Consider the following 22528-nt stretch of genomic DNA (forward strand, 5'->3'; position numbering starts at 1 on the left):
AAACGTACAGCTTTTTTTTGATTTCCAAATAAATTAATTTAGCGGAGATGATTGGAGCCCACCGTTTTGTTCAATGTTTTATCTTCCATTTAAAACCGCCTGCTGTTATGCTTTCCCCCCTCAATACTGCTGAGATACTCGTATAATGGATGCCCAGGCTTCGGGAAGCCTCTTTAATACTTTTAAAGTTGCAGATCAGTTTACCATTTTGATCAAGTTGACTAATTTCCTTTCTTAGTTTGCTGCCTAATGGGCGAGGCGTATCGGGCAACACCAACCGGGCATCTCCCATGCCCCGTCTCCAGAGGTATCCCCCTCCGGTTGCCTTATGCCCATTGACGCAGCCGGTAATGGTATTTAGAGCGATTTTCGTCGAGCGGGATGCCTCTGTTGCAGATGCAAAATACCCAACCCGTTGCCCCTTTAAATCATATTGGCTAACTTCTTTGGTCCTTTCCTTTTTTAGATTTTCCCTTATCAGGTACACTTCTGCCTGTGGCAGATGTGGCGCATCGCCATACCGCCATATTGACCCATCCAGCAACAGGTCATACCGTATAGCCATGGCATTGACCCTTTCTACCGGTACTCCTATGGAGGCACCGGCTTCTTTGCTGCTGGTATAGGTGGCTTGTTTTACGCCATCCGTATCGTAACGGCTGATCGTATATCCCTTTCGTAAAGAAAGAGAGGTCCGTTCTTTATTTACATCAATCTGCTCTGCTTCTCCTTTCCGCCAGACCGATCCTGCCGTCACCAGGATATGGCCATTGACGGCATCGCTGATTGCTTTTCGATCCATGGAAACAGCCTTTGCTGCCTGTGCAATATTGTAATAAGTGTTTATTTTGTTACCAGCGAGGTCGTACTGGCTGACAGGCGCTCCTTTCGTCGCCCTGATGGCCTGGTGTATTCTTTTTACCGGGATCGTGCTTTTGCCGCTGCCCAGGCGCCATATAAATCCCCCGGCTGTAAGCAAGCCTTGGTTTCTGCGAATCACAGAGCTGATGGCGGAGATGGTAATACCCAGAGCTTTTGCCGCTGCTGCCATACTTTCATAGGTAGCTACAAACTTCCCGTCCATATCATACTGGCTCACCCGTTTAATGTTTACTTCCCGGCTCAATAGGGTAAACACTTTTTGGTTTTCCTCGCTGTGCCCGAAGTGGAGATCTTTCCGTCCGGCCTTCATAATATGTTGCTGCAGGCCAGAGAGGTCTGTCAGGAAAAGATTGTCGGGTAACACATTAAGGCCGTTTCCATCTTTGTAGGATACGTACAAAGACCGGTCCGAAAGATCAAATTTCTCGACGAAACAATAATAAACTATCCGCCCCACGGAGATGGAATGAGCTACTTTCTCCACCTGGATTCGTGTTTGAAGGTTCACTTTGTAATCCTGCTTGAAGGCATTAAAATACTGCTGGACCTTTTGCGTCTGTATCCGTTCTTCCAAGACGGTTACCCGCCCCAATTCATTAACGGATTCAAAGGCTAGTCTTTTGACGCGGCCCAAATTAGACATCATGCCATAGCCTTCCAGTCCCGGAATATCTTTCCATATTTCGCCATCGATATCGCCCGGTTGCTTATTCTGGTAATGCGGAATATTGATTGTTGACTGTTTTTCAGACATCTGATGATAATTGCTCAACAGTTAATAAATCTATGAATAAGCTTTGACCACATTAATGTTTCTCCACAATGGTCGCAACGGCCCGGTGTCCTTTAAATCCCCATGAAATCAACCCTAATGAAAGGCCGATTACGGCCACAACTGTTAACTGTTTTCTCATAAAGCAAAAGTAGGAAACACATTGGCATTTGAAATCTTTATTTGTTGTTTTACTAAATTATTTAGCAATTTTACATTCGAGATAAATAAAAAGATGAATGATTATGCTGTAACAAGACTCTATGAATTATTGAAGCAAGACCTGGTTTCATGGATTGCCGGTAATCCCAAAGTAAAGCGCAAGATCACCAGTCACAACCTGAATTATCTGTTCGAGTTCCACAAAAGAAATGGCCTTTCCATCGACCTTGCACGGTTCGACATGGATTATTATCAAGCTACATTCTATCCACCGGAAGATAAACAGGAACTGATTACAGACTTTGTAAGGAAGGCTATTACCGTCATGTGTACCACCCTCAAACGCGTTGGCAAGGAGGAGATCAGCATAACGATTGTCGTTCGCAACAAGGTATCAGCAGTAAGTTATTGGCATACCTGCTATGTTGGTGAACACACTGATCCAAAGACGATGGAATCGTTATCAAGAAAAATGAATGATTGGTAATGAACATCGTTGTAAATCAGCTATATTTACGCAACCAGCCAAACCAGTCATGAAAAAATACCTGCTCATTTTAATCGTTGCTGCCGGATCATTGGTAAGTGCAAACAGCGTCATATCGTCAACTAAAACTTACGCAACCTGTAAAGGCGACAGCCCGTGCAGAGCCTGCAAGAACTGTAAATACTGTAAACGTTGTGCCAAAGATGGTTTGACATGTGGCGTTTGTAAGAAGTAAACCAGATGAACCTCATAGTTACCTTAAGCTTCCAAGCGTTTTTCTTGGATATATGGCCTGATTTTATTTTTTATACTTCCTGTTTAAGCGTAGATAAAGCTCAGCGTAAAAAATCGTTATTCCCTGCCGTGGTTGATAGTTCTGGTTCATCGGAATGAAAAGCCCCGCCGGTTTTGGCGACATTTTTTAACGAGGTTTCATAAGCCCGCTTCCGTGAGAGGCTCTCAGTACCATTTGCGGATGATGGCCTGTTTGGGTTTGCCCGCGATCTCCAGGAATTTATCACTAGGCCATTCCGCTTTAAGGTAGCGGCATTGGACATACCCAAACAGGTTTGGGCACTTATGGCGATTGCGGGTATGCTGGAAGCAAACCGCCTTCCATGCTTATTAAACTCCTCCATTAATCTTTTGCTGCAGTTGCCGGCACAGCATGGTTGGCATATTTATTCAGGATGTACATTGTCAATGGCTTCAGCTTTCGTTCCCGGTGAACCGGGTGAAAACCGCCTGCGGTATAAAATTCGACGTCTCCGTCGATTTTGGAATACCAGACGTGACCCAGTGCTCGCTGGCTGAGCGTGTCCGGCCTGGTGATTTTTTTGAAATGGATCATTTGCAGGCTGTCCATCCCGAAAATATCCAAACCGGTTAATTTTTCCCTGCAGGAGATGGATCGGTAATGGTCCCCTGCCCAGCACATACACTGTTCCCTGCTTTTCTTCGCATTCCAGACCCAAAAGACACCTCCGCCTGAAGCGCAAAGCAATAGCAGCAAAATAACCGTATTTCTTAACCCGGGGTTTCGGGATAGGTGAGCCGTGTAGGGACGAACCGCCTGTTTGCGCACCGTTTCAGCAGCATGACCAGGCAGCTGATTTTTTGTCTCTGCAGGTACACCGGGCGTAGTCATGAAGGTTGAACCTTCTGTTTCCGCCGCCGAATTTTCCTCTTCTAAGGCACTTCCCGGGAAATTCATTTGCCCGGCTTCGGGTTGACGTGCCTTTTCCGGTCCGGCATAGGATCGGTCCCATTGGTAGGGCCGGGGTTTGAAGTCGATCAGCCAAGCCAGTAGTTCGATATTTTTTTCCTGAGTTATGTAGGTTTCCTCCTTTAAAAAATTATCGAGGGGTTTGAATTTCTCTGCTTTTATGTTCCTGATCGCTCTCAGGTAATCGGCGGCGCCTTCCCGTTGCCCGAAAAATAACCGGAGCGTTTTTTCATCGAGATGGTGGTCATAGCGCGCGGTAAAAACTGCAATACATTCCTCCCGCAATTTGCCGGGCGTCATATTGATCAAATTAAGCGAAAGTAGATTCGCCGCTTTCTTTTCGTGATAGGTCAGCAGGACTTGCTTTTGATATTCAGCAAACATTTTCCAAAAAAATTTAAAGTAAAACTAACGGAATTTTCGGAATTCCGGCAGCATTTATGGAATCCTGCCGGAATAAGCGGAATTGCCGGAATTCCTTGCTGCAAAGCGGTTTATGTCGCTATACATTTGCTTTCGTAATCAGACGGGCGGCCCTACAGCTAAGGGAAAACCTACCCGGCAGGTTTCAAAAAAAGAGCAGCGAAAGCGGCGGCCGCTAACCGGTTTGGGAAGCGGTAACCCGGCTTCCGCGGCCGTTGCTCACCCTTCCCAAAAAAAAGTAAGAAGCGCTTCTTACGCAGTTTGCCAGGCCCGGGACCGATCCCCCCGGGTGCCGGCTATTAGCTCACTTATTTAAATTTTTTAGGAAAATGTTTAATTTATTCTTTGCAATATTTATGGCATTCGCATGCCCTGCACATAACACTCACACCGGAAGCAGTACCGGTACAGTAACCATTAATGCCGACAGCGGCGGTGATAACGGGCACCTGCCACCTCCGCCACCTCCGCCACCCGGTGGTTTTTAAATACTGTTGTCAAGGCAGGCCTTCGGGTCTGCCTTTTTTGTTGGCATCCTGCATTACTTCACCGCTTTTTCCTACATTTATCTCAAATGATCACATCGGGAAAGCTGTCTTTATGCATGGGCCTCTGCCCGCTGGTCCTGTTTTCCTGCCGGGAGGCCAAACGGCCGGTACCGAAGGCGAACTGGGACACTTACCGGAAAGCCTATGCTTTCCTTTTCGGCAAGCCTGATTCTGCTTTTTACTATTTCAATGAAGTCGCATCGGCTTCCAAAGACAGCCAGCAGGTCGCCATGGCCTATACCAATATGGGCATGATCCAGTCGGAAGCGGGAGATGATTTTGGCGCGCAGGAAAGCCTGCTGCTTTCGCTGAAGTTCCTGGATGAAAAGGACGGCAAGGACCACAGCAGCCTGGTCAATGACTACAATGAGCTGGGTATGACCAGCTTCAATCTGAAGAACTACGATGCTGCCATCAGCTTTTATGACCGGGCGCTCAGCGCCACTACCGATGAACAGCTCAAGCTGGTGATCCTGAATAACAAGGCCAATGCTTACCGGGAGCTGAAAGAGTATAGACCAGCGCTGAAAATATATAAAACTATTACAGGGAAAACAGGGAAGGACAACGCCGCTTATGCAAGGGCACTGACCAATATGGCGGCCACGCGATGGCTGAGCGACCCGCGCTATGATGCGGCACCGGAACTGTTAAAGGCGCTTGCCATCCGGGTGAAGGAAAAGGATGAATGGGGGCAGAACTCGAGCTTTGCCCACCTGGCGGATTATTATGCCGGCAGCCGCCCGGATTCGGCATTGGGCTATGCCCGCAGGCTGTACCTTACGGCACAGCGGCTCCAAAGCCCGGACAACCGCCTGGACGCCCTGGAGAAACTGGTCAGGCTGGCAGCGCCGGGAGAAAGCCGGGGCTATTTCGTAGAATACCGGGAGCTGGGGGATAGTATACAGACCGCCCGCAATGCGGCCAAGAACCAGTTCGCCCTAATCCGATACAATGTACAGAAAGAGCGGGCGGATAGACTCAAACTGCAAAAAGAGAATACGGAAAAAAAGTACCAGATCGACCGGCAAAGGGGGATCATTACCGGGTTCCTGTTCGTGATCCTTTTCGGATTATTTTTTATCCGTTTCTGGTTCCGGAAACGAAAACAGCAGTCGGAAATGAAGGCGCAGCAGGCTATAAGGGAAAGCAAGCTGAAAACCTCTAAAAAGGTACACGATGTGGTGGCGAATGGTCTTTACCGGATCATGACGGAAGTCGAGAACGAACCGGAAATTGATAAGGCCACCCTGCTGGACAGTATCGACAACCTGTACGAGAAATCGAGGGATATCTCCTATGAGGATCAGACACCCGAGGCGATACCATTCCATGAACGCGTCGCCATCTTGCTGAACGCATTTGCCACGGACGATATTCGGGTGCTTTCCGCAGGTAACGCTGAGAACCTTTGGGAACATACCAATTCGGAACAGCAGGACGAACTCTGGCATATCCTACAGGAGCTGCTGGTTAATATGCGCAAGCACAGCGGCGCGGCGAATGTGGCCCTGCGGTTTAGCTTGGAAGGCGGCAGGATGCATATTCAATACACGGACGACGGTCTGGGCATCCGGGATGGGCTGAAAAAAAAGAACGGGTTGCGGAATACGGGAAACCGTATCAGGAGTATGGGCGGGGAGCTTATCTTTGACACCAGCCAGGAGAAAGGCCTGAAGATCCAGATTTCCTTTCCGGCTGTCTAATGTCTGAATTATGTTTAAACATGTATTGATCGCTGAAGATCATGAAAGCGCAAGCATTTCGGTGCGGAAAACCCTGGAGGACCTTGGAGTCCCCGGCCCTGATTTCGCTTATTATTGTGACGAGGCACTGAAAAGGGTAACGATTGAACTGAGGAACAAACGTCCCTACACGCTGTTGATTACGGACCTGTCCTTTGAACCGGATGATAACCCGCAGCGGCTGGTGGATGGCGAAGCGCTGATCGCGGCGGTGCGGCAGGTGCAGCCGGATCTGAAGGTGTTGGTCTTTTCCGCGGAACACAGGGCCGGGGTGATCGAACCACTATTTGACAAACTGAAGATCGACGGCTATGTGCGGAAGGCGCGCCATGACGCGCAGGAACTACGGACGGCAATGGAAACCATTTTTTCCGGAAAAGTACATTATCCCACGCGCTTGCGGGAGCTGGCGGGCCGCAAGAATGCCTATGATTTCAGCGAATTGGACGTGATGATCATTACATTGTTGTCCCAGGGCGTGCTCCAGAAAAATATCCCAGATTATCTGCAGCAGAAGAACATGGAGGCATCGGCTTTGCGAAGTGTCGAAAAGCGACTGAAGCAGATGCGGGACGCGCTGAACTTTTCAAAGAACGAGCAGCTGGTGATTTTTTGCAGGGATATGGGGATCATCTGAAACGGGCCTATACGTACGCAATTTATACAAACCCAGGATAAGGGATTCAAAATAACAAGGAATCAGTATCGCGCCCGTCCCTTGCAACCTAAACCTTGTCACAAATCGGGCCGGAAGGCCCTTTTTGTTGCTGACGTGAGCAATTTTATGAGTAAATAAAACCTTTTACCTTCCCGCAGCGAGACAGCTTAGTATTGAAAGCCTCCCGGGGCATCCGCGATACTTTCCGGTATTCGGGTTTGTTATTTTCTGACGTATCGGCACGCTGCATTTTTTTCCTTCCTGTTAGACCTTTCCGGTTACCCATGTAAACTTATATACACCGGATGGTGTAAAACTCGAACCCCGTGCGGTTTCCCGCAAAAAAAGAGACTCTCCCCGGAGTTAATTTTGAATCGGCAACTAATTAACAAACATGATTATGAAAACTTATTATGTAAATACTAAGGCCCAGGCTAATGGGGACCATGAGGTTCATCAGGATGATTGCCGGTTCCTGCCAGCTTTTCAGAATCGGAAAGCCCTTGGCGTTTTCGCTTCCTTTAAGGGAGCGGTTGCTGGGGCGAAGAAAACCTCACATCATCGAAAACCCTATTCAGGGCAGTAAAACGATGGTGCTGTGCACGGGGCAGGAAATCCCGGAAACTGAGATGGCTATGCGATTCTTATGACCGGTAATGAAATAGAATTATTAATCAATAAACTCAAGGAAAATGTTATTTACAAAAAGTGATTTGCAGTACAAATACAACTGGGTGCATACCAGAGAAGATGACCCTAAATTAAAAGGAGAGCCGGACCACAACCTGCTTAACCGAAGCGAAGGCTATGAGGTACTTTATATGATCAAAAAGCTGATGGCTGGCTGGGAATTAAAAAACGTTGCGGGAGGACACAAGATCGAAAAAATGATCAGAGAACATCCCGTAAACCTAAGGAGCCAGGTCCATGTTAAGGAATGGATACACGCAAATTGGAATCGTTATTAACGTCACGCTTTTTATTTAAAAACGTTTTGCCTTTGGTTTTAAATTATACAGTCTAAACCTTATCATATGAATATCTTACGTGAAATAATAGGCAATGACATACGGGCCGGCCTGTTGATTATCCTGAATCTGATTGTTGTAGAAAGCCTGTTGTCGGTCGATAATGCCGCTGTTTTGGCGACGATGGTGATTGACCTGCCCAAAGCGCAACGCAGCAAGGCACTTCGTTATGGGATAGTGGGTGCCTATGTCATGCGCGGCATATGCCTGTTCCTTGCTGCATGGATGGTTAAAATATGGTGGCTCAAACCTATGGGCGGGCTTTACCTGATATACCTGGCATGCGGATATTTTTTTAAAAAGGGCGACGCTGACGATGGGCAGGATCAAATGAATAAAGAGGAAAGCCGCTTTTTTAATGTCGTCGCGCGACTTGCCGGAAAATTTTGGGCTACGGTAGCTTTGGTGGAGATCATGGACCTCGCTTTTTCGATGGATAACGTGTTCGCTGTCGTGGCATTTACCAATCGGCTATGCCTGATCTACATCGGTGTTTCTGTAGGCATCCTGGCGATGCGTTTCGTAGCACAGGGGTTCGTCAGGCTTATGGAGCGGTTTGCATTCCTGGAGACTGTCGCTTTTATGGTTATTGGCATGCTTGGCATAAAGCTGTTCGCATCACTGTATGGACATTTCTATCCCGGTTCCTTCTTGAACGAATTACTTGAAAGCAGGAATACGGATATGATCGTTTCCGGTTTTACAGTCGCCGCGTTTATGCTGCCCTTATTGAGCTCTTGGCTTTTTAATTTTCCGGGACATGGCAGATCGAGATCCGAAGCGGACGTTACTGGTGAAAAAGTAGCGGGAATGTGATCAATATCCTTATGAACAACAGATTTGAGATGCTTTTTAATCAAATGATACCATGAATCGTTTTTACAAATTTTTACTTTTTAGTAGTTTAAGCCTGGCTCTATGGAGTTGTGGAATGGACAAGGATCCATTCGAACAAGAAGGGGTGGACCTTTACGGGAAAGATCTGCCGACCACTTTGACTGCTTACAATAATCTGCCGACCGGGCTTGACCACCTGCATAAACAAGGCGCGCCGGCCATGTATGTGGATTTTTCTGCGGGCATGTTCACTGCTTTCGGTACTCCTGTGATCAGGGAACTGATGTCGCAGTGTTTTAATACCGTGCTGGCGCAACAGTTTGATGTTTACAGGTTGTCCGAAGGAAAGGTAAGCCGGCTTCCTGTCAGTAACAGCACACAACTGGGCCAGCTCGTTGGTGACCCGAAGCAATACCTGGATGTCCGTGCGCCGATTCAGGCCGCAGTGGAGAAGATCGTAGCCGCCAAAAACGACGCCCTCCTGATAACGGATTTCGAAGAATGGCAGCAGAACGCAGAAGTGACGTCGACGGCTTATTTGAAGATCGCTTTCTCCAAATGGCTGAAGGCCGGAAACTCTATATCGTTCTTCATCGCTGATTATCAGGAAGGGACCGTCGCAAAGCATATTTACTTTACGGTCTTTACTTATGGCAAAGCTTATGGTGATAGCCTGATTGACAGGCTTTGCCAAAGGTTGAACGTTTTACCAGTCCGTTTCGACCTGAGCACTGACGCTTACCTCCTGAGTACAAGTTATGCGGGAGCGAGCAGCGGGGGGATATTCCATGATGCTGCAGGAAAGGGCGATAAAAGCCAGAATATACTGGACCTCCAATCTGGTTATATTAATGGTCTTTTACAACATAAGCCCTTTGAATATTACCCGCTCGGCGTAAACTGGGCGACCATCGCGGAGACCAGAAAAGATTTCAAGTTCAGCGACCTGTTCCGAATGCTTTATGTTGACCTGCACAATATGGACAGCTACACCTACGGGGATTTTGATGTGAAGGTCTATGATGTTACCAATGACTTTGAGCGCTATGCCAAATCCTTGGAGCTCAGAAAACACCGTCCAAGGATCGTTAGAGGTAAGAACGGTGAGGACGAGATCTCCGATCAGGAAGACGATGCCATCGCTCTGACCTGCTATAAGTCCGACGGTACTGTGAAGCCCGAGTATTTATATCAACCCGAAAATACACCCACCCTGAACGATCTTTTTGTGTTGAACAAAGCACTGTTTGACAATACGTTTAAGACAGATAAAAGTAAGACCGAGATCGGCATAGCCTTCGCCCCCGGGTTCGCCACAGATAAAATCACCAATCCTGGCGGTTTAATGAAAATTGTTCTTAATATCCGGCAGGCCGTTGCAAATACCGGTAACCCGGTGCTTGAAAAATTCAAATGGACCAATAAGAACGGCGTGCCCAATGTGGCCCTTTACGAATCCGTGAAAAGTACGCTCGATGAACTTAAGCCGGCGGACAAGACAATCTACACCTATTACATTAAAACTACTGAACAATAAAATATGGAATCTACAATTGCTTATGTGGTATCAGGCATCGCCACACTTTTACTGTTGCTTACCGCTGCACTTATTTCGACAGCTATTAATTTCGAGGGTGGTCCCCGGCCGAAGGATCCGGTAAAAAGGCGTACCTGGTTTTGGATAATCGGCGTTCTCAACCCTGCACTTATATTTTTATTGGGTTATTTCGTTTTCCGGCCGAATGCTAATATTATGATCGTTAAGCGGTATATCCACGCGCTAACCGTGGGGACCATTACCGGTTTTGTTACCTACATCGTTCTGGGTTTTGTATTAAGTAAAATTTACAAAAATGGCAAGATTGGCCATTGGTTTTAAACGCTGAAGTCATGGATAAATTATTTGTAATCGCCGTAGGCGGCACCGGCATGCGTTGCCTGGAATCATTTGTTCACCTTTGTGCTATCGGGATGTTTGACGGCCAGGAGATCGAAGTCCTGACACTTGATACCGACCAGGCCAATGGTAATAAGGGAAGGGCGGAAGAACTGCTGCGCCTTTACAACCGGGTAAAATCTTCTGATACCAGCGAAGGCGGTACACCGAATGCTGACACTTTTTTTTCCGCGAAGCTGAACCTTTACCGCTTTTTTACTAATTATTCGGGAAAAGGCCGGGAGAACTATAAAAACATGGCCAGGCTTTCCACAGGTTCACCTGTTCAGCAGCGTGACAATAAACTCCTGTCTGATCTTTTCCTGGATAACCAGACCGTGCAGGAATTTAACCTGGCGCACGGATACCGTTCCCAAACTCATCTTGGTTCCCTGTTGATGTATCACGCTTTTACGGAGGCGGCAAGAAATATCGCTGCGGGGACACAGGTTCAGCAGCAGGAACGGGAACTGGATGAGTTTGTCGCCAGACTTGGAAAAGCCGGTGAAAACGCCCGTGTATTCGTTTTCGGTTCTGTCTTCGGCGGCACCGGTGCGTCGTCAATCCCAATTATCCCCAAAGCCCTGAAAGATTTTGTATACGTTCGTTCCGCGGGCAAATCAAGCCTTGACTTAAGCAAAACGAAATTCGGAGCTACGCTGCTCACAGAATACTTTACTTTCCGGAAACCGGACGAGCGCCAGCGTGCTGCGAAAGAAGACAGCGTGATCGCTGATTCGTCCTTTTTTCCACTGAACAGCCAGGCTGCCTTGCAATTTTATCAGACAGATCCAACCGTCAAGAAATCATATAAACTACTCTACCATATCGGCTGGCCCGTGGAGAGCCGGAAAGCGGACGAAGGCCAGGAACAAGGAAGGACGATTACCGGCGGGGCGGAACAAAAGAATGCTTGCCATATCACAGAATTGGTTTCTGCCTGTGCGGCTTATGACTTTTTTAACAGGGGATCGCTGCAGGAACTTACCGAAGCAGGTTATTTATATAAAGGGGTCTCGTTTAAGAACAATGCCTTCAGTTTTGCTGCAGAAGACCTGGTGGGCAACAGCAACGGAAAGGCTGATGATTTTTCAAACAGGCTGGGCGCCTTCTTTTCTCTAGCACATATTTCGCTGACGGCCAATGGCGGTGCGAGAGGGGACCTGGGCATAAAAGCTTTTATTAACCTGCTACAAAAACAAAGGATCGAACAATACGGGACAATCAACGACGCGGAATGTGCAGATATCGATAACTATTTTAAGTGCTTTGGTTACAGCTTCGACGGAGGCAGGTTTGTTCCGGGATGGATCTATCAGATCAGGAACTCCATTGCGCCCGGCAATTTTATCTTTGGCAACAAGGCTTTTCCTGATAACCAGGCGGAGCTCAGTAAGCTGGACGTAGGAGCCATTTTTACAGATGATAAACATCACTGGCCCAGAAGCCTGATCAGTAGCCGATACAGCACATTTGTAACCAAACTCATCGAATCGGGACCGGCTGACCGCCAGAAGGTCAATACCACCAAGGAAAAATTCCTTGCGCATTTGTACAACGCAATCACCATATCCCAGGGTTTTCAAATCAATTAAACCGTTATGCCAGACCAAATCAAATCGTTGACCATCAAAGTCCGGTCCGCTGCGGAGCCTCCCGGTGTTGAATTTGCCTGGGATAAAATCCCGGCGCTGGAAGTATTCACGAAAAGCATACAGATCCCCGAAATCGCAGTCGATCGGCAGGGGGGATCCGCTGTGAATATTGGTTCCATCGTTTCGGGCGTACCGACCGTTTTTGCCAGGGCCAACCTGTTCGATAACGCTTTCAACAATGTACTGGATCAGGACGCCGCAGCATCTGGTCTGATGTTATTTTATAAGTCCCTCATCAGTGAATGGAAAGGTTTCATCGCCTGCCTGGCGTTGAACTATAAGGATATCAGCATCGAGCGAATTCAGCTGGCTTACTCCGATGGTAAGACAATCGCCGATACTGAAAATATCTATGAAGCCAAAGGCGCTTTTGGCAACGCCCTCTTTGAAAGGAAGCCTTTATGGTGTAACCAGTCCGTCTCGGATAATACCGCTCAGATACCTTTTATTGACGTGATATCCTATAAAGGACAGGTAGTCGGAGGAACTTCACCGGATAGCTTCCTTTTTACCTCCGTATCCTACAGGATCAGTGATCCGCTTCCGTTTGTAAATATCAGCAACGGACGGTTCATCGATCCGCTGAAGTCTGATCTGAGACCTGGGGAACTGTTCAAGATTTACGGCTATGCCAATCATATTTTAAAACAGACAGAACCATTCAGGAACCGTTTCGCCATGCTGGAAAGTAGCATCCGCCCCGATTACAGCAATATCACTGCGGCGATCAGTGCCTGGTTGGAAGATATGGTCAGTTATCAGCAGGCGAAGAACTTCAGCAAGCTGGAGCAGCAGACGCCGCCTGAAGTTGGTACACTTTTCGAAGAGCCTTTTGGCCGGTTGTTCAACTATTCCACGATCCTTTACGGATCGGAAGGGGTCATTTCAACAGAAAGGACTTCTGAAACCGGTGTTGCATTTGACCCCAAAGACCTGCTTTTGCCGGATGCCACCGAGATCGTTCAGTTTGATTTCGGCAGGACAGGCATCACTTCCAGGGATTACCTGCGTGATAAACCGATCCTGCTGCTCAGCGCGGAAACCAAAGGGCAGCCTCATCAATATGCTTATTTTTCTCTGCCGCTGACCCCGCTGGCTTTAAATGTATTCGGGGCCAATCTTGATTCGCTTGCCGGCCTCGCTGATACCTCCAATGTGAAATCCAGGATCACGGCTCTCTATGACCCTAACCCGCAGGATGGCGAAAAACTGATTGTCCAATTAAAGCTCATTACGGATACCGGTAACGAGATTATTAAACAGGTGGTCTACAGCGTCATCAGCGAGACGATCATGGGACGGGACATCCTGCTATGGCCCAACTTTATTTCCAAACAATGGGGACGTTACTTCCTGTTCTCGGAGATCCCCCATAATGATGCCAAATTCCAGTCGGTTCCTTTCATCGGCAACGCCAATGATGACTTTTTCCGCATAGCGATGAATGAAAGCGGTATACCGCTATACCTTGCCGCCAGGGGCAGGGCGACAACGTTCGCGAACGGAAGTGCGATCACGGCAAGGTTACATGTCGCCTTCAATAACGCGGTGGCCGACAATAAATACAAATACGAGATCTACGAAAGCAGTCAACCCTTTAAAGGACTAAAATTCTCGCATGCCGGTGCTGACGCGGGCTTTGGCATTATCCGTTATTCAGGTATGACCGGCAGTAAGAACCTGCCTGTGAATATGCTCAGCTCCGTCAGGACACTTACGCCCGCGTTCTTAGGCGTTGATTTCGGTAGTACCAACACCTCAGTCGCCTATTGGTCTGAAGGTAATGGCAGGGTCTGCGAGCAGTTGAAATTAAGCAACAAACGCGTATCTCTGCTTGGCGACGATAATAAGAACAATGATCAGCGGCCTGCTGTTGAAGACGAGATATTTTTCTTTCAGAACGACGAGATCCTCACCAATTCCATCAAATCAGTACTGACCTTGCATGATACCAGGCGGATTGTCAATGAAGCAGGTGTGCCGCTGGACTCATTACTGGCTCAGGCCGTCCGGGGAGGGTTCCCCTGTTTCGAGAAGAACCTGCCCATTGACACGGCGCAGGAGAACCGGTATTTCCTGAGTTATAACCGCGTCGGCGCCGCTGAGTTGGTTTATAACATGAAATGGTCGACGCAGCCGCTCGATAAAAGCTATAAAACTGCTTACCTGAGTTCACTTTTATTGCATGTTTACGCGCAGCTGTTCATAGAGAACCATGAGCCCCATACCCTGAAATGGTCTTATCCTTCATCTATGGGCAAAGCCATGCTGAACGAATATCGTGCGGTCTGGGATTCACTAAGCGCTATGAATCCCTTAAACAGTACGGTGAAACTAAAGACACACCATCCTTCAGACCTTTCCGATATCGGTCCGACGGAAGGCGGCGGCTGGAGCGGTATGACAACGCAGGCAGAGGGCTGGGGCTCGGTCCCCGCAACAGCACCCGCCGGTTCCTGGGTTGCGCCTGCCGCAGATGATACCTGGTCAGTAACACCGGCATCTTCCGCCGCTCCCGGCTGGGGCGCTACATCCGCCACAACGCCTGCAGAAGTAAATATTGTAATTGATAACGGTCCCATCTGCTTTGATTTCGAGGTGTTGAAAGATGATGAATCATTGTCCGAGGCCTGTGCTGTGGCTAACTACATGCTCCGGCCAAACGGATATGCCGTCAGCCAGGGAGAACTGCTGCTTTGTTTTGATATCGGCGGGAGTACAACGGATATCACCGTACTATCCGATCTGGGCAGGGGAAAAGCCATGATCAAGCAGAATTCGATCAGGTTCGCTGCTGAACGGCTCGCACAAGCGACCCGGTTTTCACCAAATTTCAAAAGGGTGCTGCTTAGAATATGTGAACAAAAAAGCTTGTTCATTCAGGGGCTGAATACCGGTGAGAACAAATTCTCCGCGAGCACCGCCCCATATTATTTTGAGCAGGTCGTGGATCGGCTCGATGCGGGCGATTTCGAAGCGTTCTACCGTCTGATCGCTGCAGAATGCAAAGAGATGATGAGTGTAAATTTGTATATAACCGGATTGATCATGTTTTATGCCGGGCAACTGGTCTATAAAATCAGAGAGGAGATCAAGCGCTCCGTCGATGCGACAGCGCTTGTTAAAAATACACCGCCAAGAATCCGGATCGCATTTGCCGGCAAAGGTGCGAGGATCTTTGACTGGTTCACCGCGGTAAATGAACAGGCCGCGGACGATTATTATACGCAAATGTTCCTGCGCGGTATTGGAGGGGAGATGGTTGCCAGACAAACGATTATACCGGTATCGCTGAACCCGCTGAAGATCATTGACATCAATTCTCAGCGTGGAAAGGACAATGCAGATGTGAAGTACGAGGTGTCAAAGGGGCTTGCAATTCCGACCAGTCAGACCCGGATTCTGGTACCTAAAAATAAACAGGCTATCGAGATCCTTGGAGAAGAAAACTTCTGCGTGGTCCGGCCAGGCGGGAAAGTAGAGAATTTGGAGGCTACCAATTCGATTACCCCGGAGATGCTGGAGCATATCGGCTCCCATTTCCTGTACATTGTTGAACAGGGTAAGACTCCATGCCCGCGGTTCATGGATTTCGCCGATTTGTTTTATCGCGTGACTTCTTCCATGTTCGGCCTTAAAATGACACCCGCGGATTTCATGGCCGGGTTTCAGGATATGAATATTGAAAATTATATCAAGGCGATCCCCGAGTTTAGTGAAGCGCAGAGACGCAAGCAGCGTGAACAGAAGAAGTTTGATTATGTGGCGCCGGTCATTATCCTGGAGGGCATGAAGTTTTTTGAGAAACATCTGTTAAGCGGCATACAAAAGCAATAAAATGAAATTTTGCGTAGTGATTAGCGTTTCTGTGCGGTCGGTAACGTTCTGGTACCGGGCCGATGATCAGCGGTTTAGCGCGCTGACCATGCGGGAATCCAATGCCGTGCCGTTGTATTTCTGCGTGGATAATAGTGGTTTCAGCTTTGGTACGCAGGCCAGGGAAAGGTATTACGCCCATGACCCTAATGCTTACGGACACTATTTCGAGCTCATCAAAGACCCGAGCAAACACTTTATGTTGCATGGCAGCCCGAAAAGGATCAAGCAATTACTTTACTACGGCATAGAGCAGTACCTGTCTCATTTCCTGAATACGGTTTTGTATGACAATAACTCGATAGAGTCGCGCCGTTCCGATTTTCCGCTGAGATTTATTTTTCAACCCGATCTGGGCGAACCGGAGCGTCGTTTGATCAAATCCCTGTTCACGGAAGCTGGTTACCGCAACGTCTCCATTCTGAATTATCACGACGTATTGCTCGGTTATCTCCGGTCCGCAGGTCTTGCAGGAAAGTTGCAGCCGGTACTCTACCTGAGCGGCCTGGATGATACTTTATACATCGAATTATATAAGAACGGCGGCGATACACCGGAAGCAGCGGTTTCCCTTGCAGGCCAGGGTGCTGATCCCCGGACCCGGATACTGGCGGAAATGATCGTCGAGTATATAGCAGCGCAAAACCATTACCTGAACCTGGACACGACTATAGAGACCGCGGGATTACTGTCCTTTTGCGCCGGATTGCTTGCCATGGCGGGACCTATTCTTTCAGGAGAGGCTGAACTCAGCAAAGGAGGGAAGTTCTGGTTCAGTATTAAACTCAAAAGCGTCGAAGACCGCCTGCAGTATTACACCGGTGATATGATGGTTTCCGCGTCTATCAGTGACCTGCTTCAAAACCACGAGGTCCGCCCGGAGGAACTATTGGTCCTTCTTGGCACCGAGGAGGTCAGGACGCCTTATTTTTCCGGTCGTATACTCAGGGCCTATCCCAATATAAGGGGTGTCGAACAGATACACGCAGATGGGGCTATGCAATTGATCTTTGATCAGCCATGGGGCGGGGTTGAACAAGGGGTGTTTTCCGGCTTCACGGACGGCACCGCCATCAAGCACCCGGTCAGCCCTGCCGCACCGCCTCCGATAAGGCCGCCGGTGCTGCCCGTTAAACCGACCGCCCCGCCGCTACCTGCCGCCAAACCGCAGGTGAAGGCTGCGGAGATGCCACCATTACCGGAACGGAAAACACAGGTCCCCGATTGGAATATCGTACCTCCACCGCTTCCTCCATCAAAAAAATCTTAATAACAATGGCTATTCAAATACAAAAGAAAATACCGGTTTCGCTGGATCAGATTGAACACGGCATCAAAGAGATTACTGCCAGCCTGGGCTGGGAACCTGCCGTCGTCAACGGACATGCTGTTGATCTTGACCTCTCTCTGTTCATGATGGGCGCAAACGGTAAGCTGGTACAGGATGAGTTTTTGGTGTTCTATAACAATCCTGCAAGTCCGGATGGTTCCACTTTTTATCCACGGGATAACCGCTCCGGTGAGGGCGAGGGTGACGATGAGATTATCCGGATAGCTCTCGATAAGGTCGATGAACGCGTGGAATTTTTGTACTTCTCGGTAACGATTGACCAGGCCGGTGAACGCGGGCACCATTTCGGACATGTCCGTAATGCCTATATCCGCATCCTGAATACGAAGAACGCTTCGTTGATGTGCGACTACCGGCTGAATGAACATTTTAGTGAAGAAGATTCCCTGCTCATTGCGACTATCGCCCGCAACGGTGGATCCTGGGACCTGGAAGCCGTGGGGCAGGCATTTGCCGGCGGACTTAATGCCCTGGTAGAACTATATCAATAATTTAAACATAAGCATATGACAACTTTCAACTTGAACAAGGGGGAACGTTTTTCCCTCTCCAAAGCAGCGCCGGGACTGTCCCTCGTTAAGATCGGGATGGGCTGGGACCCAAACGATCAGCCGGGCGGACCCGAATTCGATCTGGACGTATCCGCTTTTGCCATCGGCCCGGATTTTAAGATTCCTTCGGACTCATTCTTCGTGTTCTATAACCAGGTGAGGATGGGCAACAAGGTTGAGGACAGTATCGAAAAAGGGTTGTTCAGGCCATTTACCGAAGATGGCGCGATCACGGGAGCCATAGATGACCCGGACGGCAGACGGAGCGATGGGGATGACGATGAAGATATGTTCATCGATCTGGGCAAGGTCAGCAGCAAGGTTGAACAGATCGTTATCTGCTGTACCATATGCAAATACCCGCACGACAATAAAAAGGACAGGCGTACGCTGAATCTCAACTTCGGACAGGTAGCGGATTGCTACATCCGTATCGTGAACGACAGTACAGGGGAAGAGATCATCCGGTATGACCTGAAAGAGCAATATACCAACGAGGATGCCGTGGAGTTTGGCAGGTTATTCCGGGTGGGTAATACCTGGGAGTTCGAGGCCATGGGCCGTGCCCATACCGGTAGTTTGCAAACCTTAGTAGATATGTACACCTAAACCTTATCGTTATGGCATTTAACTTAAACAAGGGGGAAGAACCTGCCCCAAAGAAAACCAGCTTCGATCTGTCCAAAACGGAGCCTGCTTCGGGAACACATGAGCAGAAAAAGACACCTTTATGGCTTTTCGCCCTCATAGGCATTGCGGTTATGGCTGCCGCAACATGGTATTTCACCCGGCAGGAAACAAAACAGCCTGAACAGGATTTGAAAGCGATAAATGTGCCGCTAAGCAAAGGTGGCAAAGCGATGGTCGCCGATACTTCCGGTCAGAAACCTGACGTGGACAATAAAACGACATTGCGGAATATAGAAGATCGCAAGCAGGACGATGTCCCTCCCGCTAGTGGACAGGCGGCAGCAAAGCAGGATACAGTTCGAAGCGTGGAACCATACGAGCCGATTATTGCCGCATCATTCAGGGCCGGATCGGCGAGTCCGCAAATTCCCTCAAATGCAGGCTTTGTCAGGATCCGTAAAAAGATCAGAGGCACCGGCTTAAAGATCAATGTATTAGGCTATGCCAGCAGCGAAGGGCCCTTATCTGTTAATCAGGCAATATCGCAGGCCAGGGCAGATGCCTATAAGCATTTCCTCATTCGAAAAGGTATCGCGGACAGTCTCGTTACCGCACAAGGTAAAGGAATCGAAAACCCGGTAGCCCCGAACGATACCGAAGAGGGACGTAAAAAGAACCGTAGGGTTGAAGTTTTCATACAATAAACCAAACATCAGTACAAGCCAAACATGACCATGGATTTTAAAGACCAGATATTACAATTAGCTTCCCGTGTCGAAAAGATGCTGCCGCAACTTAAGACCGAGGAAGCCACCAAAAACGGCCTCATCATGCCTTTCATACAGGTACTGGGCTATGATGTATTCAACCCCTTCGAGGTCAACCCGGAATTTATCGCCGATATCGGAATCAAGAAAGGGGAGAAGGTGGACTACGCCATCATGAAAGACGGCGAACCGGCGATCCTTATCGAGTGCAAGCACCACCTGGAAGACCTGGATCCGCACAATTCGCAATTGTTCCGTTATTTCCACACCACGAAGGCGAAGTTCGGCCTGCTGACCAATGGACTGACCTATCGTTTTTATACAGACCTGGTGGAAAAGAACAAGATGGATGCATCACCTTTCTTCGAGTTCAATATTACCGAGATCAAGGAAACGGAGATCGTGGAGCTGAAGAAGTTCCATAAGTCTTATTTCGACGTGGAGAGTATTACGAACACGGCGAGCGAGCTGAAATACCTGAATGAACTGAAAGGCCTGCTGAACAGGGAGATGATCCTGCCGTCGGAGGCTTTTGTGACTTTCCTGACCAAACAGGTTTATTCCGGGGTGATCACGACCAAGGTCAGAGAGCAGTTTATGCCGATCGTAAAGCGTTCGCTCAACCTGCTGGTCAGCGATGCGATCAGCGAGCGGCTGAAGTCTGCGTTGAACCAGGAGAAGCAGATCGAAGTCGCCGAGGCCGTGAAAATGGAAGAAGCTGTAGCCGAACCACAGAACGGGATCATTACGACGGAAGAAGAGCTTGAAGGCTTCTATATCGTTAAATCCATGCTCCGGCAGCATGTAGGCGCCAACCGGATCACTTACCGGGACGCGCTGTCATACTTCGCCATATTGCTGGATGACAATAACCGGAAAACCATCTGCAGGCTTTACCTTGGAAGTGGCAGGAAATTCCTGGTCGTACTGGATGAACTAAAGAAGGAGGTCAGGCACGAGATCCAATCCGTGGATGAGATCTACTCCCACCTGGATGCACTGCTCGCGGTAATACAAAGATTGGAAAAGGTTAAAGTTTAAATGTTACAGCCATGGCATACCGGGGTGACGAATACAGGGCGACAGTGCTGCAAGACTATGAGCAACGTAAAGCAGTCAATGGACTCAGGTATAACCTGGTCCACCCGACTCCCGCAAACTTAAAGGATGAGGCGCTTTATGTTTGTTCAAATAGATTTAAAAGATCGGATGAACATATTTTAGTTGAATTTTTTGAAGCGCAAAAGGATCAGTCAGCTTATGTTGCCGCGATAAACAAAGCTGATCCGGACGATTTCAGACCGTTGCTGAATTTTTTACGGGGTAGAACGCAAAAACCGGAAGACCGGGTGGTGGAAATGTTAGCCTGGCTGACGGATTTTGAAGCCCGGCCGTATCAACATTATATCATCGTAACGCCTGAACGCGGAAAAACGGTAACCGCTCCCGACGATTTACCGCGACCGGCCAAGGGAGGGGATGGGGGCCAAATCGGAGATAAGGGGAGTCAGCAGGCAGGAATTGACGGCAGAATAAATAATGATGAAATTGAAGTCAGTTCTTCAAATCAGAAAAAGTGGTCGATGCTGTGGAAATATGCTATACTGATCCCTTTGGCGTTCCCCTGGGTCTTGCTGACATCGGGGCCGAACCCGCCCCCGCCGGGTTCGGTTTATATCTGTGATAGCCAGGGGGCGAAAAGGTATCATTTGCGAAAGAATTGCAGTGGTCTGCGCAATTGCAGGCATGAAATCATTCTCATCAGTTTGGATAGTGCAAAGAAGACTGGGAGGACGCTTTGCCATTTGGAAGGTGGTTGAGTCATCAAAAGCAGTACATCCAACTATCTGTCAGTGTTGTTACATAATTCTTAAAAGGATAAAATTGGGCGCTCGGTGGACATTCCGGCATGCTTGACGGTGCTGGTCCGTGCGAATTAGATCCATGAGTTGTGTTGCTGAATAATAGTTTCAAAAATTATAAATCAGCTATTTAGCACGATCAAAGTGAAACATCACGATTACCCTGGAAAATATGCCCCAATTAGGCCAACTTACCGAAGATCCAACCCGGTTCCGCCTCCAAACCACTACCTTTCAAGGGACTTACGGCCTCGGTCCAACGGAATTTGGCTCCTCATACTTAACCATTACGGAACTTTGTAATTTTTGTGGCTGCCGAGATCCTGCCACAATTTTCGCTTCGTCTTAATACAAACGAATAACTATCAACATTACAGCAAATCCACTTACTAATCAGTTAAATTCCTATCGCTAAAGTCATAAAAAAATATTATAAAAAATTCATAACATATTAAGATATAAATACTTACATTAGACAAGCAAATCCAATGATCTCCTAAACCCACACCCCATGCCAAACTGGAAACCCATTGTCGGCCAAAGCTTCCAACCCGAAGAATTCGCCACTTATTGCCAATCGCTCCACTGGACAAACTGGAGACCATCCTTCATCGTATTACATAACACCAGCGTACCCAGCCTTGCCCAACGCCCCAACGGCCTGAACAAACAACACATCCTTGACTTGCAGGCCTATTATCGTGACGACCAACATTGGAGCGCGGGCCCGCATTTATTCATAGATGACAAACAAATATGGGTATTTACGCCCCTGACCACACCCGGCGTCCATTCGCCATCCTGGAACAGCGTAGCCTTAGGCATCGAAATGCTCGGCGAATATGAAACCGAGGCCTTTGACACCGGCCGTGGCCTCGCCGTACAGCAAAACGCCGTCGCTGCCATGAGCCTCTTATGCAACACGCTTGGATTTGACCCGCAAATAGCAGGCACCATCCGCCTGCACAAAGAAGATCCAAAAACAACACACAAAGGATGCCCCGGCAAACACGTCATCAAAGCCAATATCATCCGGGAAGTCACGGACGCCCTGCATCATACAGCGCCCGGTGAACACACCATAAACGCCTAAATAAAAAACAGGGTAAAAACACCGTGCCCTTACCGTGAAA

General features: G+C 48.4%; 19 protein-coding genes. 17 read left to right on the forward strand and 2 right to left on the reverse strand.

Going from position 1 to position 22528, the window contains the following annotated elements; translation table 11 throughout:
- Positions 1-70 precede the first annotated feature (70 nt).
- A complete protein-coding gene (locus tag AC1RM2_RS21660) occupies positions 71-1636 on the reverse strand; it encodes an NUMOD1 domain-containing DNA-binding protein (RefSeq protein WP_492987246.1) in 1566 nt (521 codons plus the stop codon).
- A 253-nt stretch (positions 1637-1889) separates the two neighbouring features.
- Here AC1RM2_RS21660 and AC1RM2_RS21665 point away from each other — a divergent pair, with 253 nt between their 5' ends.
- Positions 1890-2303 (forward strand): hypothetical protein, encoded by a 414-nt coding sequence (locus AC1RM2_RS21665; protein WP_492987247.1) that lies wholly within the window; start codon positions 1890-1892, stop codon positions 2301-2303.
- A 637-nt stretch (positions 2304-2940) separates the two neighbouring features.
- Here AC1RM2_RS21665 and AC1RM2_RS21670 read toward each other — a convergent pair.
- Positions 2941-3912: a hypothetical protein gene (locus tag AC1RM2_RS21670; protein ID WP_492987248.1), complete on the reverse strand. Its 972-nt coding sequence runs from the start codon at positions 3910-3912 to the stop codon at positions 2941-2943.
- A gap of 368 nt (positions 3913-4280) precedes the next feature.
- Between AC1RM2_RS21670 and AC1RM2_RS21675 the strand changes: the two genes are divergently transcribed.
- From AC1RM2_RS21675 to AC1RM2_RS21750, 16 genes are all read left to right on the forward strand, one after another.
- Positions 4281-4439 carry a hypothetical protein gene (locus AC1RM2_RS21675; protein ID WP_492987249.1) on the forward strand — a complete coding sequence of 53 codons (159 nt, stop codon included), beginning with the start codon at positions 4281-4283 and terminating at the stop codon, positions 4437-4439.
- Positions 4440-4525: 86 nt separating this feature from the next.
- Positions 4526-6205, forward strand: coding sequence for a tetratricopeptide repeat-containing sensor histidine kinase (locus tag AC1RM2_RS21680; protein WP_492987250.1), 1680 nt, complete (start codon positions 4526-4528; stop codon positions 6203-6205).
- Positions 6206-6215: 10 nt separating this feature from the next.
- Positions 6216-6881, forward strand: a complete 666-nt coding sequence (locus AC1RM2_RS21685; RefSeq protein WP_492987251.1) for a response regulator — start codon at positions 6216-6218, stop codon at positions 6879-6881.
- Between the two features lie 713 nt (positions 6882-7594).
- Positions 7595-7870 carry a hypothetical protein gene (locus AC1RM2_RS21690; protein ID WP_492987252.1) on the forward strand — a complete coding sequence of 92 codons (276 nt, stop codon included), beginning with the start codon at positions 7595-7597 and terminating at the stop codon, positions 7868-7870.
- A gap of 66 nt (positions 7871-7936) precedes the next feature.
- Complete coding sequence (locus tag AC1RM2_RS21695; RefSeq protein WP_492987253.1) at positions 7937-8746, forward strand: TerC family protein; 810 nt, start codon at positions 7937-7939, stop codon at positions 8744-8746.
- A 52-nt stretch (positions 8747-8798) separates the two neighbouring features.
- The gene (locus tag AC1RM2_RS21700; RefSeq protein WP_492987254.1) at positions 8799-10304 is read left to right on the forward strand and encodes a hypothetical protein; all 1506 of its coding nucleotides are present in this window, start codon (positions 8799-8801) and stop codon (positions 10302-10304) included.
- A gap of 3 nt (positions 10305-10307) precedes the next feature.
- Complete coding sequence (locus tag AC1RM2_RS21705) at positions 10308-10646, forward strand: hypothetical protein (protein ID WP_492987255.1); 339 nt, start codon at positions 10308-10310, stop codon at positions 10644-10646.
- An 11-nt stretch (positions 10647-10657) separates the two neighbouring features.
- Positions 10658-12298, forward strand: a complete 1641-nt coding sequence (locus AC1RM2_RS21710) for a hypothetical protein (protein WP_492987256.1) — start codon at positions 10658-10660, stop codon at positions 12296-12298.
- A gap of 6 nt (positions 12299-12304) precedes the next feature.
- Positions 12305-16195 carry a hypothetical protein gene (locus AC1RM2_RS21715; RefSeq protein ID WP_492987257.1) on the forward strand — a complete coding sequence of 1297 codons (3891 nt, stop codon included), beginning with the start codon at positions 12305-12307 and terminating at the stop codon, positions 16193-16195.
- Position 16196: 1 nt separating this feature from the next.
- Positions 16197-17504: a hypothetical protein gene (locus tag AC1RM2_RS21720; protein WP_492987258.1), complete on the forward strand. Its 1308-nt coding sequence runs from the start codon at positions 16197-16199 to the stop codon at positions 17502-17504.
- A 5-nt stretch (positions 17505-17509) separates the two neighbouring features.
- A complete protein-coding gene (locus AC1RM2_RS21725; RefSeq protein WP_492987259.1) occupies positions 17510-18076 on the forward strand; it encodes a TerD family protein in 567 nt (188 codons plus the stop codon).
- Positions 18077-18091: 15 nt separating this feature from the next.
- Positions 18092-18745, forward strand: a complete 654-nt coding sequence (locus tag AC1RM2_RS21730) for a TerD family protein (RefSeq protein ID WP_492987260.1) — start codon at positions 18092-18094, stop codon at positions 18743-18745.
- 11 nt (positions 18746-18756) lie between these two features.
- The gene (locus AC1RM2_RS21735) at positions 18757-19470 is read left to right on the forward strand and encodes an OmpA family protein (RefSeq protein ID WP_492987261.1); all 714 of its coding nucleotides are present in this window, start codon (positions 18757-18759) and stop codon (positions 19468-19470) included.
- Between the two features lie 30 nt (positions 19471-19500).
- Positions 19501-20574 carry a type I restriction endonuclease gene (locus AC1RM2_RS21740; RefSeq protein ID WP_492987262.1) on the forward strand — a complete coding sequence of 358 codons (1074 nt, stop codon included), beginning with the start codon at positions 19501-19503 and terminating at the stop codon, positions 20572-20574.
- 11 nt (positions 20575-20585) lie between these two features.
- Positions 20586-21353 (forward strand): hypothetical protein, encoded by a 768-nt coding sequence (locus tag AC1RM2_RS21745; protein WP_492987263.1) that lies wholly within the window; start codon positions 20586-20588, stop codon positions 21351-21353.
- A 553-nt stretch (positions 21354-21906) separates the two neighbouring features.
- A complete protein-coding gene (locus AC1RM2_RS21750) occupies positions 21907-22488 on the forward strand; it encodes an N-acetylmuramoyl-L-alanine amidase (RefSeq protein WP_492987264.1) in 582 nt (193 codons plus the stop codon).
- Positions 22489-22528: the final 40 nt, after the last annotated feature.

The organism is Mucilaginibacter sp. GW822-FHT03E02 (assembly GCF_058801545.1).

Coding starts and splice junctions, on each gene's coding strand:
- AC1RM2_RS21660 (WP_492987246.1), bottom strand. CDS start 1,636: ATGTCTGAAAAACAGTCAACAATCAATATTCCGCATTACCAGAATAAG.
- AC1RM2_RS21665 (WP_492987247.1), top strand. CDS start 1,890: ATGAATGATTATGCTGTAACAAGACTCTATGAATTATTGAAGCAAGAC.
- AC1RM2_RS21670 (WP_492987248.1), bottom strand. CDS start 3,912: ATGTTTGCTGAATATCAAAAGCAAGTCCTGCTGACCTATCACGAAAAG.
- AC1RM2_RS21675 (WP_492987249.1), top strand. CDS start 4,281: ATGTTTAATTTATTCTTTGCAATATTTATGGCATTCGCATGCCCTGCA.
- AC1RM2_RS21680 (WP_492987250.1), top strand. CDS start 4,526: ATGATCACATCGGGAAAGCTGTCTTTATGCATGGGCCTCTGCCCGCTG.
- AC1RM2_RS21685 (WP_492987251.1), top strand. CDS start 6,216: ATGTTTAAACATGTATTGATCGCTGAAGATCATGAAAGCGCAAGCATT.
- AC1RM2_RS21690 (WP_492987252.1), top strand. CDS start 7,595: ATGTTATTTACAAAAAGTGATTTGCAGTACAAATACAACTGGGTGCAT.
- AC1RM2_RS21695 (WP_492987253.1), top strand. CDS start 7,937: ATGAATATCTTACGTGAAATAATAGGCAATGACATACGGGCCGGCCTG.
- AC1RM2_RS21700 (WP_492987254.1), top strand. CDS start 8,799: ATGAATCGTTTTTACAAATTTTTACTTTTTAGTAGTTTAAGCCTGGCT.
- AC1RM2_RS21705 (WP_492987255.1), top strand. CDS start 10,308: ATGGAATCTACAATTGCTTATGTGGTATCAGGCATCGCCACACTTTTA.
- AC1RM2_RS21710 (WP_492987256.1), top strand. CDS start 10,658: ATGGATAAATTATTTGTAATCGCCGTAGGCGGCACCGGCATGCGTTGC.
- AC1RM2_RS21715 (WP_492987257.1), top strand. CDS start 12,305: ATGCCAGACCAAATCAAATCGTTGACCATCAAAGTCCGGTCCGCTGCG.
- AC1RM2_RS21720 (WP_492987258.1), top strand. CDS start 16,197: ATGAAATTTTGCGTAGTGATTAGCGTTTCTGTGCGGTCGGTAACGTTC.
- AC1RM2_RS21725 (WP_492987259.1), top strand. CDS start 17,510: ATGGCTATTCAAATACAAAAGAAAATACCGGTTTCGCTGGATCAGATT.
- AC1RM2_RS21730 (WP_492987260.1), top strand. CDS start 18,092: ATGACAACTTTCAACTTGAACAAGGGGGAACGTTTTTCCCTCTCCAAA.
- AC1RM2_RS21735 (WP_492987261.1), top strand. CDS start 18,757: ATGGCATTTAACTTAAACAAGGGGGAAGAACCTGCCCCAAAGAAAACC.
- AC1RM2_RS21740 (WP_492987262.1), top strand. CDS start 19,501: ATGGATTTTAAAGACCAGATATTACAATTAGCTTCCCGTGTCGAAAAG.
- AC1RM2_RS21745 (WP_492987263.1), top strand. CDS start 20,586: ATGGCATACCGGGGTGACGAATACAGGGCGACAGTGCTGCAAGACTAT.
- AC1RM2_RS21750 (WP_492987264.1), top strand. CDS start 21,907: ATGCCAAACTGGAAACCCATTGTCGGCCAAAGCTTCCAACCCGAAGAA.